We start from the raw sequence: 15,005 nt of genomic DNA, 5'->3' as shown, positions 1-15,005 counted from the left end.
CAAATGTTAGAACGCTACACTAGGCCAGAAATGGGTAAAATATGGACGTTAGAAAACCGGTATCAGGCGTGGTTGGAGGTCGAAATTGCGGCCACAAACGCCTGGTCCAGGGAGGGCGAGGTACCCGCTGCAGATGCTTTGAAAATAGCACAAAATGCTAGTTTCACCGTGGAACGGGTGGCGGAGCTCGAAGAGCAGACTAGACACGATGTTGTTGCCTTTACCAGAACGGTCTCTGAGTCACTTGGTGCCGAGAAGAAGTGGGTGCATTACGGGCTCACGAGTACTGATGTGGTGGATACCGCTAACGGTTTGCTACTGAAACAGGCCAATCGGATTATTGCGGCTGATTTGGCTAAACTTGCCCAAACGCTTGCCGATTTAGCACATAAATATAAATACACCGTGACGATGGGAAGAACCCATGGTGTCCATGCAGAGCCCACGACATTTGGTCTTAAGCTTGCGCGGTGGTACTCTGAGGTCAAACGTGATCAAGAGCGTTTTGCCTATGCAGCTGATCAAGTAGAGGCAGGTAAAATAAGTGGTGCTGTGGGGACCTTTGCCAACGTTCCACCGCGTGTTGAACAGGATATCATGGACCAACTTGGATTACATGCGCAGGAAATTTCTACGCAAGTCTTACCACGTGACCTGCATGCCAACTACATTGCTACCCTCGCCCTGATTGCTACGGGAATTGAAAACTATGCGACCGAGATTCGTAGTCTCCAACGAACTGAAATTCATGAGGTCGAGGAAGGTTTTCATCCAGGCCAAAAGGGTTCGTCAGCAATGCCACATAAAAGAAATCCAATTGGCTCCGAAAATGTAACTGGCCTGGCCAGAATTTTGCGGGGGTACATTGTGCCGGCCTATGAGGATGTCTCCCTGTGGCATGAACGCGATATTTCACACTCATCAGCCGAACGAGTGATTCTACCTGATGCTACTTCTTTAGTGGATTATATTGTGACCAGATTCACCGGTATTCTGCAGAACCTCACCGTTTTCGAAGACAGAATGAAGCAGAATATGGATCAAACTTACGGTCTAATTTATAGTCAACGGGTGCTACTGAAACTGATTGAGTCGGGGATGTCACGGGAAGAAGCCTATGACCTGGTCCAGTCTCAGGCTGCGATAGCCTGGGATGAGCATAAATCATTTAAGGAGCTGATTGTGAATCACCCAACGATCAAAGGTAAACTCGGCGATACGCTAGTCGAGGCGTTCGACTACCATTACCATCTCAGATACGTTGACGATATTTTCGCGCGGGTTTTCGGTGCTGAAGAAAATAATTAGTGCGAGATGTGCTTATTTTTTGTAATTAAACTGGAATGCGTGTATCATAATGATTGTAAAGAAAAGATTGCGTGCAATTTAATTACGGAGGTATCTTATGGAATTAACGATTAAACCTGCAGCAGCCGAGATTTTGAAAAACAAGGTTGCAGAAAATCAGGTAATGTTTCTCGCATTGAACGATGGATCAACAAAATACTCTAAGATTGGTGGTACCTGTACCATTGGCGCAAACTTCCAATTTGTAGTCTCAGACGTTTTAGACCCAGATTATAATATCCCAGTTGAGAACAACGCAGGCTTCACTATTTATACCGCGGAACCAGAGACCACCTTCCTTGGTGACGGACTGACTCTTGATGGCAGATGGGCGATGCTCTCTCTGAAGGATAATGGCGGAATCATTGATGGTGGCGTCACAATCTCTAAGAACGAGTTAGTTGGCGTAACCGCTTCCGATATGAAAGAACTAGGCGGAAAAATTTGCTAAAAGTGCTAAAATAAGACTTGTATGACCAATGACGGCCGTGCAAGTCTTATTTTTTTCGGTGAGAGGGGAAGAGCCATGTTCTTTATAAACACAGATCGAGATAACAAACCTGTCAATGATGCGACGGTTAATCAATCTCTTGATAACTACCTCATCAATACCTTGAAACTGCCTGGCCACGGGCTGATCATGTATATCAATCGGCCATCGGTGATTATTGGTGTAAACCAGAACGCATATGCGGAAGTTGATTTAAAATATCTACGTGAGAAAGATATTGCGTTGGTTCGCCGTTCTTCAGGTGGTGGAGCCGTCTATCAAGATTATGGCAACATTATTTTCGAGAATATCATTGTTGGTGACACAACTGACTTTGGTGATTTCAGCAAAATTGCGCAGCCAATCTTAGATGCACTTCACGACTTTGGTGCCACGGGAGCGGTGCTGCAGGGGAGAAATGACCTGGTGATCGATGGTAAGAAATTCTCTGGTATGACGATGGTTAAGGTGGGAGACTCCTACGCTGCTGGTGGCACGCTGATGTTCGATTTGAACATGGAAGATGCCGAACGTGTTCTGACCCCGGACCAGAACAAACTCCAGTCTAAGGGCGTTAAATCGGTCAATAAGCGCGTGACCAACATCAAGCCATACCTTGATGAGAGATTCCAGAACATGACTGCTGCTGAGTTTAAAGATGAACTTTTAAAACATATGTTCCACGTGGATCAATTGTCACAGATTGAAACATATAATTTCGCCGATGAAGACTGGCGCATCATTGATGATCGCCTGCAGGGACAGTATGATACGGATGAATGGAACTTTGGTAAAAATCCGGGATTTAAGGAATATAAATCAAAACACTTCGATATTGGAACAGTTGCCTTCAACTTCACCGTGGAAGACCATAAAGTAACGGCATTTAAGATTTATGGTGATTTTATTACCGGTGGGAATATTAATATAATTGAGCAGAATCTCGTTGGTACATCCTTTGACCAACAGAGCCTCACAGCTGCTTTTGATAAGAGTAACCTTGCTGCTAACCTTGGCAAAATCACTGGTGCAGAATTAGCTGATTTAATGATATCCGAACAATAAAGATTGCTATTCTTGGAAAAACCGTGTATTCTTAAAAAAGAACTTTTTTAAAAGGAGATTACAATGTCACAAAACACACACACTGGTATTTCACCAAAACGCAGACCTGTTAATGTTGCAAACGTGAAAGCACGTCTCGAGAAGACAGCTGAAACACTTGATTTCTTACAAGGCAAGACTGCTGACAAGAAGAGTAAATAATAAAAGGACGAAGTTATTGATGCTTCGTCTTTTTATTTGCGCAAAATATGGTAAGTTTAGTATTATAGGAACAATTTAAATATAAATGGAGGCTATCACATGGGATTACACGAGTTTATTCAGGGGCTAAATAACTTGGAGACAATTGATCGCGCTCCTGGCTACTTCAAGTATCAACAGCATACCGTTGCCGCACACTCGTTTCGGGTGGCGGAAATTGCCCAAATGTTGGGTGATATTGAGGAGGTTGCTGGTAACAAGATAGACTGGCAAATGCTGTACGAAAAATCACTGAATCACGATTACACAGAGAGATTTATTGGCGATATCAAAACTCCGGTTAAGTATGCAACGCACGAGCTGCGTGAAATGCTCGCCGATGTAGAAAGTTCTTTAACGAATAATTTCATTGAGAATGAGGTGCCAAAGGAGTTTCAAGACCGGTATAAAAGGCGCTTCTCGGAGGGTAAAGACGATACTCTAGAAGGTAAAATTCTGTCGGTTGCTGATAAACTAGATTTGATTTATGAATCGTACGGTGAAATACAGAAGGGTAATCCCAGCGAGGTATTCTTAGATATGTTTCAGGAGAGCCTGAAGACAATCAAGAAGTTTAATGAGCTTGCCTCGGTTAAGTACTTCATCAAAAAGATATTGCCGGACTTGTTTAAGGGCGAATTTAGTAATCGAGATAAGTTACAAAAAGTTGCTTGGGATATTTTGATTGAGGGATAATTATGAAATTTAGGTGTAGTTCCTGTAGACTACGGATGAAGGCGCTCCATTTTCACTGTGAAGAAGGTCGGGGCCAGCCCACTTTGGCAAGTATCTGTGATATTTGTCGGCAAGCAGGGCTGTCAGCCAGGGACTTTGAGAATGATCCGGTTCAGCTTTTTGCCCAAACACTAAATATGCGGTATGCTGGCAAGCTCATAGAACAAAATAATGAGCAGGAGACTTATCATGCCGCGTCTGTGGTGCAGGAGAGCGAATTTAAGCGTCAGCTGGAGAACCTGATTGTCAATTACGATACTAATGAGCTGGTTCAAAGACAGGTGGCACGAAAGACACTGAACGAGGTGCTCTGGTCGATTTTGACTGGGAAGATAAAACCAACTTTGACCGGTGACTATAAGGTTGACTTTGCTGCCGTGGGACTACGGATTGAATATGACCTGAATAACTTAGATTTTATTGCCCGGGAAATAATCCGTCGGCAGTACAATCACCGTTGTCAATACTGTGGTAGGCGGGGAAATAGCGTGGATCATAAGAATCCCGTTTCCCTTAGTGATGACAATTCTCTGGAAAATTTGACGCTTGCCTGTCAGGAGTGCAACGGCATCAAAGGAAATATGCCATATTATTTCTTTGTGCACTTAAATAATCAGATTCAAGGGGTTAATCGACAGCTTGTGGACTATGAAAACCTCATTAATAGCCTAGAACAATCTTTCAGAGCCCGACACAACCAGTTAATTGCACGTACCCATTTGAAAAATGTGATAGACGATCCTGAATTGCGACATTTAAGAAAGCAAAATAAAGAGCTTCAGGCTGCAATAGATAGCGTCAATAGCGATTATCTAGAACTACGTAACAGTCGTAGGAAATACTTTAGTTCGCAGTGGAAAATGCATCGGATGGTCGAGCAAGACACGATTATTTAACTGACCAACTGACCAATCCAAAAAGGCATCTCACAGATTACGTGAGGTGCCTTTTGCTATTTAAGTGGTTGTTAGGGTAGAACGATAATTAACGAGCCAGATAACGCTTCAGAAATTCTTGTGTTCTTGCTTCTGTCGGATGATTGAAGATTTGTTCCGGGGTGCCGATTTCAGCTACATATCCCTGATCCATGAAGATTACCTTATCGGAAACGTCTTTAGCGAAGCCCATTTCGTGTGTCACTAAGATCATGGTCAGACCCGTGTGTGCGAGAGCCTTCATTGAGTCCAGTACGTCATCAACCATTTCGGGATCAAGTGCACTGGTTGGCTCGTCAAAGAGGAGAATATCGGGATCCATAGAAACGGCACGAGCAATGGCAACCCGTTGCATTTGACCACCTGATAGCTGACGTGGTTTCGCCTTAATATAAGGATCCATGCCAACCTTGGCTAAGTTTTCTAATGCAATCTTCTCTGCCTCCTCTTTCGAGCGTCCGAGAACGGTTTGCTGACCAACGGTACAATTATCTAGTACATTCAGGTTGTTGAACAAGTTGAATGATTGAAAGACCATCCCGACTTTTGCGCGATATTTCGTGATGTCGTATCCAGGAGCTAACACATTGGCATCATTGTAAATTATTTCACCGGCAGTGGGTTGTTCTAAAAGGTTGATGCAACGTAGAAGGGTAGACTTACCTGAACCGGAAGGACCGATGATTGTCAGAACTTCACCGGCAGTGACGTCGAGTGAGATGTCAGACAGAACCTCGTGCTCACCAAATGTTTTCTTGAGATTATTGATTGAGAGAATTTTATTTTCCGCCATGATTAATTGTCCTCCAATGTTGGGGTAGTTACTTGAAGCTGATTGGCCATTAAGTTGTAGTTGGTTGGTCCCTCAAGCCGCTTCTCGATTACTCTGAAGATACGGGTAATCGTAAAGGTGAGTACTAGGTAAATCAAAGAAATAGTTAAGTACGTCTGGAAGAATTGGAAATTCTGACCGGCAATGGTTGAACCCGTGAAGAACAGCTCTGATACTGAGATGATACTTAATACAGAGGTATCCTTGATGTTGACGATGAATTCATTCGTGATTGAAGGTAGGCTGTTTCTAATTGCTTGTGGCAAAATAATTTTGCGCATTCTCTGGAAGTGGGTCATACCGAGTGCGCTGGCTGCTTCGAATTGACCTGTTGGTGTTGAAATAATACCACCGCGAACGACTTCTGCCAGGTAGGCCCCTGTATTAATAGAGACAATAACGATTGCGGCAAAAGTCCGTTCCAAATTTAAGCCAAATATTTGAGCAATGCCGTAATAGAACACAGCGGCTTGAACCATCATTGGTGTGCCCCGGAATATCTCGATGTAGACTGAGAGGACCCAATTCAGAACGTTTAATGCCCAGCGTTTACCGCGTGTAGTTGGCCGAGGAATTGTTCTGGCAATTCCAATCAAGAGCCCAATGACGAAACCGATGATTGTGGCGATAAGGGAGATGAACAAGGTCATGCCAGTACCGCGGAGTAGCATCCCTCCATATTGTTTCCAGATATTTAAGAACCAGTTGCCTTTGGCTGCTGATTCAGGTTGGTCGAGGACAGCCTTCGTAATCATCTTTTCTTGTTGGGCCGGGGAAATGTCTGCCACGATTTGGTTAACCTTTTGTAAAAGTGGGTTACCTTTCTTAACCCCAATGGCCGTCTGTACTTCTGAAGGATCAACCTTGAAGCCGCCTTTTCCCGAGAGGTCGACAATCTTCACGTTGGGGTTAACCTTTGTGATACTGATTCCTTCGGCATCCTCTGCGACGTAACCATCGATTGTGCCAGCCTGTAGAGCTACCCGCATTGCGGAGAAATCCTTCATTGCTGGTTCTTTGATTGTGCCCTTTAGCTGGTTAATTAAATCGTAGTGGAAAGTGGCTAACTGTGCAGTGAACTTTGCGTTTTTGAAATCATTTACGCTTGTCGCATCGGCAAATTTACCATCCTTATTCACAACGGCAATCATCTTAGTCCGACGGTATGGGAGCGAGAAGTCAATTGACTTGCGTCTCTCTGGCGTAGGGGACATTCCGGCGATGATTAAATCGATTTTGCCGGAAGTTAACGAAGGAAGAAGACCATCCCAGACCGTCTTGACAACGACCACCTTTCGTCCGAGTTTCTTACCGATAATCTTCGCGGTTTGCACGTCGTAACCGTTGGCAAATTCGTCGGAACCATCGATTGGGACGGCGCCGTTTGCATCATTCTGTTGGGTCCAGTTGTAAGGCGGATAATTAGCCTCCATTCCGACGCGCAGTACGTCCTTACTACTGGAAGCTGCGTGAACCGTTTCTGTGTTTCTAGCAAAAACACCAAGTGTCAGCAGAATCAGCGCGAACAACGCGATTCTGCGCGAATAAGTAATCAGTTGTCTCATTTGTTTCTCCTCCAAGACAACCCGCTACAATTAAAAAACCTCTATTGGCGTGGGCCAATAGAGGTGAGGTTTAATTCATTGATAATTTTAAAGTAAATTAAAATCCCAAATCGTATAGCGCTCCTTAGACAACAAGTCTAAGACAGTCCAGCCGGTATTCCCGTCTGGCCCAGCAAGTTGATGATGTATTTCAAAAACTTACTTCGGCGAATGTCCTCTCGGCTACTTCAAAGTGAATACACACTCCATAGCGTTGGTGGCGATCGCGACCTCTATTGCATTGTGGTTGTTTATTTAAATGTATAGCTGAATTATAGAGATTAATATGAGTCGTTGTCAAGCATAAAATTATTTTATTGAGTCGACAAAATCTTGGTAAATGCGTTGCTCACCCGTTTCCCTAATCTGAGCATTGGTGAAGTCATGTTCCCTAAGATCCGTTTCAGACAAGTTGATTGTGTGGGTAAAAGTTGCGTTACCAATGAGTTCAATGCGGTAGTGATCATCAAGCGTGTGCACTACGGTCTGGACCATTCCACCTGGGTTTAATACGGTGTTTTTCTGGTTAAAATTAATCAAATCGGGGTACGTTAAAGCCGTCACCAAGCTACTGGCTGCCATTGCTGTGCCACAAGCATTCGTAAAGCCAACACCGCGTTCGAAGGTTTTAACAAAAATTTTGTTGGCAGAGATGACCTGAACGAAACTAACGTTAACGCCGTCGGGGAAGTAGGGATTCGGAGCATTCAGTGTTTCGCCAATCTGTTGTTGCCGGTCAGATTGCAATTGTTCCTGATCGACAAAAGCAATCAAGTGCGGGTTAGGTACGGCTACGGCGGTGAAACGTAACTCTGGATCAATCTCTGGTAGCACGATATTTCTAATTTCCTCGTGGCCAAGGTTCGAAAAGCCAACGTCTGTCTGTGCGAATGAGATGGGCGAAATCTCTACGCTAAAAGTTTGTAAATTGTCGTGGAGTGGCTGTGCCCGTGAGACTGCAAGGGACTTCAATGGTGTTTCCACGTGAAACATTTCTAGATGATACTTCTCTGATAGGAAGCGAGAGACTGTGCGGAGGCCGTTGCCACACATCGATGCAATGCTACCGTCCGCATTAATCACCTCCATGCTGGCAAGACTTTGACTATTTGTTGCTTCGTCGATGACGAGCAGGCCATCTGCACCGCCGATAATTCCGTTATTTGCTGCTGCGATGAATTGGCCGAGGGAGGCCAATTCTGACTGCGTTAGCTTCTTCTCTAGTGTGTTTTGATCTAATAGAAAAAATGTGTTTGCTGAGCCGTGGACTTTCAGTAGTTCGACCATTTTCAGACCTCCAAGTAATTATTGTTAAAGAACCGGTTGTAGATATATTTAATTGCATTTGCCGCATCTGCCCGATCAGTGCCGAGCATGATAGAGATGCGCGACGCGCCTTGATTGATCATTTTAACTGGGATATCGTGCAGTGCGAGTGGATTGATGATGTTTTCGATGATACCAACTCGATTGCGCATCCCTTCGCCCACCACCATGATAATGGCGTAATCATCAATCCATTCCATTTCGTCCGGACAGACTTCTTCTTTAATCTCGGCCAGAAAATGACTGATAATTTCTGGTTGCAATTGCGACTTGTCGAAGATGATTGTCAAGTCGTCAATTCCAGAGGGCATATGTTCATACGATACGCCGTATTTATACAGTATTTGGAGGATTTTCAACGTGAATCCAGCCTGCTTATTTAGCAGGTAACGGTGCAGATAGAGTGCAGCAAAGCGACTGGATGCGGCGATTCCCGTTACCAACTGGCGGGCCTCGTACTCACTGTCTGAGACTATGAGCGTCCCTGGCGCATCAGGGTGATTCGTATTTTTCACATTGATCGGGATGTGGCCCTGAATTGCGGGAATGATCGCCTCGTCATTAAACACTGAGAAACCAGCATATGAGAGTTCACGCATTTCCCGATAGGTCATTAACTTGATGGCCGCAGGATTGTCGATAATCTGGGGATTGGCGGCAAAGATGGCATCTACATCCGTGAAATTTTCGTACATCGTTGCATGCAAGCCTGCTGCGAGAATCGAGCCGGTGATATCTGAACCGCCGCGGGCAAAAGTAATGATTTTATTGTCTGGGGTGTAGGCGTAGAAGCCGGGCACCACGATGCGCTGCGCACCCAAGTTAAACTGGTTCAAGTGACGATATGTTTCGTCGGCTAAAACCACCTCATGGTCGCGTTCCTGTGCAACAATACCTAACTCGCGGGGATCGACGAAACGGGCGGGGATACCGACAGAATTAAGGCAACTAGCAAATAATAATGCGTTGAGTATCTCACCGTGGGCCTTAAAAGTGTGTTGTAATTCAGCCGAATCGTGAAATGTGATGGAGACCAAATCGAGTATTATAGTATGGATGTCCTCCAGTACGGCTTGTTCAACTTGAAATGCACGGCCGATTGTTTCATAGCGCTCGTAGATTGTGTCAGCTAGCTCAGCGGTCTCTGCTCCAGCAAGTGTAAGCTGGGCATATTGAATCAGGAGATCGGTTACTTTAATGTCGCCTGGAAATCTTTTGCCGGGAGCAGAGGTGACGATGACCTGGCGCTCTGCGTCGGCGCTAATGATGTCGATCACTTTGCGGTACTGGCTGGCATCGGCTAACGAAGTGCCGCCAAATTTAGTAATTTTCACAATGAATACTCCTCGGGAAATTAGTTAGATTAATTCTTGGGTAACCAGCTTTTCGGCAATTTGAACCGTATTCCAAGCGGCCCCCTTCAGTAAGTTATCGGCCACAATCCACATGTTAAAGGCCCCGTGGGTTTCTAAATCAGGTCTGATTCGACCGACAAAAGTTTCTTTTCGACCGGCGGCTGTAAGTGCTTGGGGATACAGTTGAGTGCTGGGGTCGTCTTCTACGACGATTCCTGGCGCATTATTCAACAGTGCACGAATGTCGGCGCTAGTTGCCGTTTGATCGGCAACTTCGAAGTAGACCGACTCTCCGTGGCCAATCTCAACTGGTACTCGAACGCAAGTCGCTGTGACCTTTAATTCCGGCGCATCCATGTCACCCAGCATTATTTTCTTCGTCTCGTGAATCATCTTCCACTCCTCGTGGGAGTAGCCGTCGGCTTCAAATACATCTATTTGAGGTAATAAGTTGCCGGCAATCTGGTAATGATTCCTGTCAGCGGCCGTCGGCAGAATCGTTGGAGTGGGCTGACTAACTGCATTAACTAGCGCAGCATTCTCGGCTTGTAGCTCCTTGATGGCGGATTGACCGGCACCGGAAACTGCCTGGTAGGTGGAAACAATCACCCGGTTGAGACCGAATTGGCGGCGAATTGGTTCAAGGCATAATACCATCTGAATGGTGGAGCAATTTGGGTTCGCGATGATTCCATGATGCTCTTTGAGTGCCGCCGCGTTGACCTCTGGTACTACTAATGGAACATCTTCCTCCATGCGAAATGCGCTGGTATTATCGATGCATACCGCACCCCGTTTGACCGCTTCTGGGAGAAGTCTTTTGGACACATTGCCACCAGCGGACGAGAGAACGAGTGCTACGTCGGCAAAGGAATCGGGAGTAGCCTCCTCCACAGTAACCTCCTGGCCCTTAAATGTAAGGGTAGTGCCGGCGGAGCGTGCCGATGCCAGCAATTTCAAGTGGTTGATTGGAATTGAGGTCTCCTCTAGTAGCTTGATAATTCTCCGGCCCACCGCACCCGTTGCTCCGAGCACGGCAATATTATATTTAGTCATTTGTTTACTTCCTCCAGGGTATTACTTGTATTTGTCTTCAAAAAAGTACTAATTCGCTTGACTGCTGTTTGTAAATCTCTCAAAGATGACGCATAAGAGACGCGAATGTAGCGTTCCCCGCCGGGGCCAAACGCGGCGCCCGGGATTACTCCGACTTTGGCAGATTTGGCTAGCGCTAGAGCGAACGTGGTTGAATCGCCGTTAAATGTGGGCGGTATACCCGCAAATAAGTAGAATGCACCGGTCGTTTGACCAATCTGAAAGCCCATTTTGCGAAACTCTGCCTTAATATAAGTAAGTCGTTCTTCGTAGGCTGTTCGCATAACTGCGGCATCCTGCAGGCCATTCGTTAGTGCTTCGAGAGCAGCATATTGGGCGGGGTTAGATGGACATGTCACCCAGAAAGCGTGGACCTTGCTGGCCTTAGTGACGAAGTCTGCGGGTGCGGCGAAATATCCTAGGCGGTAGCCAGTCATTGAGTGTGATTTCGATAAACCATTGATTACAATGGTCTGCTCCGGTAAAAGAGCTGCAATGGAGTGGTGGGTAACTCCGTAGGTTAATTCATTATAGATTTCGTCTGCAATGACGTAGATATCATGGTTTTTGAGCACATTTGCGAGCGTTACCAATTCCTGTTCGGTATACTCAATCCCGGTGGGGTTGTTCGGGTAATTGAGGATAATCGCCTTGACGCGAGGCTCTTCATCGAGGACCGCCTGGAGCTTTTCTGGTGTCAAAACAAATTCATCGGCAGAAGTATCAATTGGAATTACAGTAGCCTGATTTAGTTCAACTGCGGCAAAGTACAATGGGAATGCCGGCGTAGGTACGATTACCTTATCTCCGGGATTAAGAATTGCTGCCAGGCTAGACATGATTGCCTCGGAGGCGCCAACGGTCACGACAATCTCGGATTCGGGGGAGTAACGAACACTGGTTGTTTGCAGAAGATAATCACTGATTGCTTGACGGAGCTCTGGTATACCACGCTGAGGTGTGTAACCAGAATGGTTCTCGTTAATACTGCGAACTGCGGCTTCTTTCACATGCTCCGGTACATTGAAGTCGGGCTGGCCTAAAGTGAGCTTGATGATGCCATCTATATCAGAAATTTGTTGGTCGAATTCACGAATTGCTGATGGCCGAATTTGGTTGACCGCCTGGTTAAAGTTTTGCGCAAGTGCTGTTCGTAACTGGGGCATTTTTAAACCTTCTTTTTATAAAATATTTTCTAGACCCACGATGAAATCTTGATTGTCTGAGACGTAATTCAGTGCCAGCTCGACCCCACGCATGAATGAGGCACGGTCAAAGGAGTCTTGGCGAATGGTTAAAGCTTCGCCGGCTGCGCCAAACAGTACTTCCTCATGGGCGACGTAACCTGGGAGGCGGACCGAATGAATCTTAATTCCTTCGTGGTCGAGTCCACGCGCGGGGGATGCAGCTTGTTGGTCGTGGAACTTCTTTTCGGGCGTCACTTCTCTGATTGCTTTGGCAGTGGCTAGCGCCGTACCTGATGGAGCGTCCAGTTTATCTGCATGGTGGAGCTCAATTATTTCCACATCTGGGAAGTAACGCGCTGCTGTTTGCGCAAACTTGAGTAAGAGAATCGCCGAGAGTCCGAAGTTCGGTGCGATGATACCACTCATTTCTTTCTTGGCGGCGATTTGGCGCAATTGGGCGATCTCAGTGGTGCTCAGGCCACTGGTTCCGATGACAGGTTTCAGACCGTGTTCTAGCGCAAACTTTGCGTTGGTGAAAACAGCGCTTGGCACACTGAAGTCAATCCAGATGGCATCATTAAGGGTAATCTGCTGTAAATTATTGAATACTTGGACAGAACTAGCTAGGTTGAAATCGGTAGGATTTAACGAGTCGATATGCGGGTTATAGACTCCCGCCAGCTGGAATTCTGCTAGACGTTCAACCAGTTGTACAACTTGACTTCCCATGGAACCGGTAAAGCCAGCTACGATAACTTTTTGCATTAGGCGTGCCCCCCTACTAACTCTAGTGCTGCTAAAACCGCATCCTCCTCTGCGGAGGTTAGGGGAACCAGTGGTAGGCGGCAACTGTTGTACAGGTAACCCTGGTATGCTAATGCTGCTTTTACCGGTGTCGGCGAAGGGTAAGAGAATAAAGCCAGCATCTTTGGCTGTAGTTTACGCATAATACTTGCGGCATCTAGCACGTTTCCCTGGTCGACCAAAGTGTACATTTCCCGCATTTCCGCCCCGTAGAGGTGACTGGCGACAGATATTACCCCCGTTGCACCGAGCTCCTTTGCGGAGAGTGCCTGTGGGTCCTCACCTGTATACACCAGGAAATCGTTGGTGTGCTCGACGATGAACGAGATGTCATTCAGTGAGGTACACTGCTTGATGCCCGCGATGTTTTTGTTATGGGCAAGTTCAACGATTGTTTCATTCTCCATCACAATTCCGGTCCGTCCGGGGATATTATAGATTAGAATTGGCACTTTTGAATTGGCTGCAACGGCCGAAAAGTGTGCTAGGAGGCCACGTTGACTGGTTTTGCTGTAATAGGGTACAACAACGAGTGCGTAACCAATGCCCTGAATCTGACTCACCTCATTTGTGAGGGCGATGGTCGCAGCGGTATTGTTTGAGCCTGTACCGGCGATGATTACTGCTCGTCCGGCAACTATCTGCACGAATTTACGGTAGAGTTCCAATTGCTCATCGTTAGTTAGGGTAGGGGTCTCACCGGTTGTACCACCAATGACGAAACCGGTGGAACCAGTTGCTATCAGGTGATTAGTTAATTTTTCTAACGCGCTAAAATCGATTTCGTTCTCCGGGGTAAATGGAGTGACGATTGCGGTAACAATATCGGCATTTTTCATTGGTTGATCTCCTCATAGTTCTCAATAAATTTAGTAAATGCAGTCACGCCTTTTTGAAGAGCGGCCTCATTGGGGTTAAAAGTAGCGGAATGGAGTGAACTTGTTGGACCGACCCCGAGCCAGAACATTGTGCCGGGTATCTGAGCCAGTAGGTAGCCGAAGTCCTCGCCGGTCATCGCAGCCTTAGTCTGCGTGAATTGAATGGTTGAATTATTCTGCATGAATGAGATAAAGGCGGCCGTGGTGTGTGGGTCGTTGACTACAGGGAGGTAGCCGCCCTGATTGAGCGTGACGTTAACTTCAGCGTTGAAGCTAACAGCGATTCCCGCAGCAACTTCTTTAAGTCGGTGCCCAATTAATTCAATCATCGGTTGGGTAAAACCACGAATTGTCCCTTCGAGGCGCACTTCGCCGGCGATCACATTGCGGATCGTCCCTGCCGTCATTTTGCCAAAAGAGAGCACGCCACCCTCAGTTGGGTTAACGTTTCTCGAGACAATTGTTTGTGCTTGCGTAATGAATTGACTTGCTGCCACAATCATGTCGTTTGCTTGGTGCGGGAAGGCGGCGTGGCCACTCGTGCCGTGGAAGTCGACGTTAACTTCGGTTGTCCCCGCAAACAGGGTGCCAGCGTTGCAGCCAATAGTGCCCGCTGGTAACGCGGGGTTGACGTGGAGAGCAAAGAATTCATCTGGTCGAAAATCACCTGAGAACAGACCTGCATCGTAAGCCAATTTACCGCCGTTTTGACTTTCTTCCCCGGGTTGAAAGAAGAAGACAAAGTTGTTCCTGGGTTGGTGTTCGCTCAGATGGCTGAGCACTCCGAGAGCAACTGTCATGTGGAAGTCGTGCCCGCATGCGTGCATTTGTCCGTCTATTTGTGAGATGAACGAGGAGCGGAGTTGTTCATCTACCGGCAAGGCATCCATATCGGCACGATAACCGATCGTTTTCTCAGGGTTACTCCCACGCACTCGTACAAAAATGGCGGTTGGCAGCTCCTGAACGGTTCTTACTTCTAGGTAGTCTTGTGGTAGCTTACTAATCTCCGCCAACAGAAGCTTTTGCGTCTGATATTCCGCCAAGGCAAGTTCTGGAATTTGATGTAACTTTCTTCTGATAAGAATTAATTCTGCTTCTTTTAACATAGT

At 46.4% G+C, this 15,005-nt stretch carries 15 protein-coding genes and 1 riboswitch; of the genes, 6 read left to right on the top strand and 9 right to left on the bottom strand.

Annotated features, from left to right (window positions below; genetic code table 11):
- Positions 1–3: 3 nt before the first annotated feature.
- The 6 genes from purB (at position 4) to FC62_RS04500 (ending at position 4,773) form a co-directional block, all read left to right on the top strand.
- Positions 4–1,308 carry an adenylosuccinate lyase gene (gene purB, locus FC62_RS04520; protein WP_056945851.1) on the top strand — a complete coding sequence of 435 codons (1,305 nt, stop codon included), beginning with the start codon at positions 4–6 and terminating at the stop codon, positions 1,306–1,308.
- A gap of 97 nt (positions 1,309–1,405) precedes the next feature.
- Positions 1,406–1,798, top strand: a complete 393-nt coding sequence (locus tag FC62_RS04515; RefSeq protein WP_054746185.1) for an iron-sulfur cluster biosynthesis family protein — start codon at positions 1,406–1,408, stop codon at positions 1,796–1,798.
- A gap of 75 nt (positions 1,799–1,873) precedes the next feature.
- On the top strand, positions 1,874–2,902 hold the full coding sequence (locus tag FC62_RS04510) for a lipoate--protein ligase (protein ID WP_056945852.1): 1,029 nt from the start codon (positions 1,874–1,876) through the stop codon (positions 2,900–2,902).
- 63 nt (positions 2,903–2,965) lie between these two features.
- A complete protein-coding gene (locus FC62_RS08240; RefSeq protein ID WP_169787588.1) occupies positions 2,966–3,103 on the top strand; it encodes a hypothetical protein in 138 nt (45 codons plus the stop codon).
- Between the two features lie 99 nt (positions 3,104–3,202).
- Positions 3,203–3,838, top strand: a complete 636-nt coding sequence (locus tag FC62_RS04505) for a YfbR-like 5'-deoxynucleotidase (protein WP_054746184.1) — start codon at positions 3,203–3,205, stop codon at positions 3,836–3,838.
- A gap of 2 nt (positions 3,839–3,840) precedes the next feature.
- Positions 3,841–4,773, top strand: a complete 933-nt coding sequence (locus tag FC62_RS04500; RefSeq protein WP_054746183.1) for an HNH endonuclease — start codon at positions 3,841–3,843, stop codon at positions 4,771–4,773.
- A gap of 88 nt (positions 4,774–4,861) precedes the next feature.
- On the opposite strand, the gene FC62_RS04495 is transcribed toward FC62_RS04500, so the two are convergent.
- The 9 genes from FC62_RS04495 to FC62_RS04455 form a co-directional block, all read right to left on the bottom strand.
- Positions 4,862–5,605, bottom strand: coding sequence for an amino acid ABC transporter ATP-binding protein (locus FC62_RS04495; protein ID WP_054746182.1), 744 nt, complete (start codon positions 5,603–5,605; stop codon positions 4,862–4,864).
- A 2-nt stretch (positions 5,606–5,607) separates the two neighbouring features.
- The gene (locus FC62_RS04490) at positions 5,608–7,209 is read right to left on the bottom strand and encodes an ABC transporter substrate-binding protein/permease (protein ID WP_056945853.1); all 1,602 of its coding nucleotides are present in this window, start codon (positions 7,207–7,209) and stop codon (positions 5,608–5,610) included.
- Between the two features lie 107 nt (positions 7,210–7,316).
- Positions 7,317–7,492: riboswitch (Lysine riboswitch) on the bottom strand.
- 65 nt (positions 7,493–7,557) lie between these two features.
- Positions 7,558–8,535 (bottom strand): diaminopimelate epimerase, encoded by a 978-nt coding sequence (gene dapF, locus FC62_RS04485; protein ID WP_056945854.1) that lies wholly within the window; start codon positions 8,533–8,535, stop codon positions 7,558–7,560.
- A 2-nt stretch (positions 8,536–8,537) separates the two neighbouring features.
- Positions 8,538–9,908 carry an aspartate kinase gene (locus tag FC62_RS04480; RefSeq protein ID WP_056945855.1) on the bottom strand — a complete coding sequence of 457 codons (1,371 nt, stop codon included), beginning with the start codon at positions 9,906–9,908 and terminating at the stop codon, positions 8,538–8,540.
- A gap of 24 nt (positions 9,909–9,932) precedes the next feature.
- Positions 9,933–10,985 (bottom strand): aspartate-semialdehyde dehydrogenase, encoded by a 1,053-nt coding sequence (locus FC62_RS04475; RefSeq protein WP_054746181.1) that lies wholly within the window; start codon positions 10,983–10,985, stop codon positions 9,933–9,935.
- Positions 10,982–12,190, bottom strand: a complete 1,209-nt coding sequence (locus FC62_RS04470) for an aminotransferase class I/II-fold pyridoxal phosphate-dependent enzyme (RefSeq protein ID WP_056945856.1) — start codon at positions 12,188–12,190, stop codon at positions 10,982–10,984. The genes FC62_RS04475 and FC62_RS04470 overlap by 4 nt, the downstream gene beginning before the upstream one ends.
- A gap of 15 nt (positions 12,191–12,205) precedes the next feature.
- Positions 12,206–12,976: a 4-hydroxy-tetrahydrodipicolinate reductase gene (gene dapB, locus FC62_RS04465; protein WP_056945857.1), complete on the bottom strand. Its 771-nt coding sequence runs from the start codon at positions 12,974–12,976 to the stop codon at positions 12,206–12,208.
- On the bottom strand, positions 12,976–13,854 hold the full coding sequence (gene dapA, locus FC62_RS04460) for a 4-hydroxy-tetrahydrodipicolinate synthase (RefSeq protein WP_054746179.1): 879 nt from the start codon (positions 13,852–13,854) through the stop codon (positions 12,976–12,978). Before dapA ends, dapB begins: the two co-directional genes overlap by 1 nt.
- Positions 13,851–15,002 (bottom strand): N-acetyldiaminopimelate deacetylase, encoded by a 1,152-nt coding sequence (locus tag FC62_RS04455; protein WP_054746178.1) that lies wholly within the window; start codon positions 15,000–15,002, stop codon positions 13,851–13,853. Before FC62_RS04455 ends, dapA begins: the two co-directional genes overlap by 4 nt.
- Positions 15,003–15,005: the final 3 nt, after the last annotated feature.

Origin of the sequence: Amylolactobacillus amylotrophicus DSM 20534, assembly GCF_001434555.1 — a bacterium.
Classification (GTDB): domain Bacteria; phylum Bacillota; class Bacilli; order Lactobacillales; family Lactobacillaceae; genus Amylolactobacillus; species Amylolactobacillus amylophilus.
Note: the sequence above shows the minus strand (reverse complement) of the source record. Positions and strands in the feature narration are given on the sequence as shown.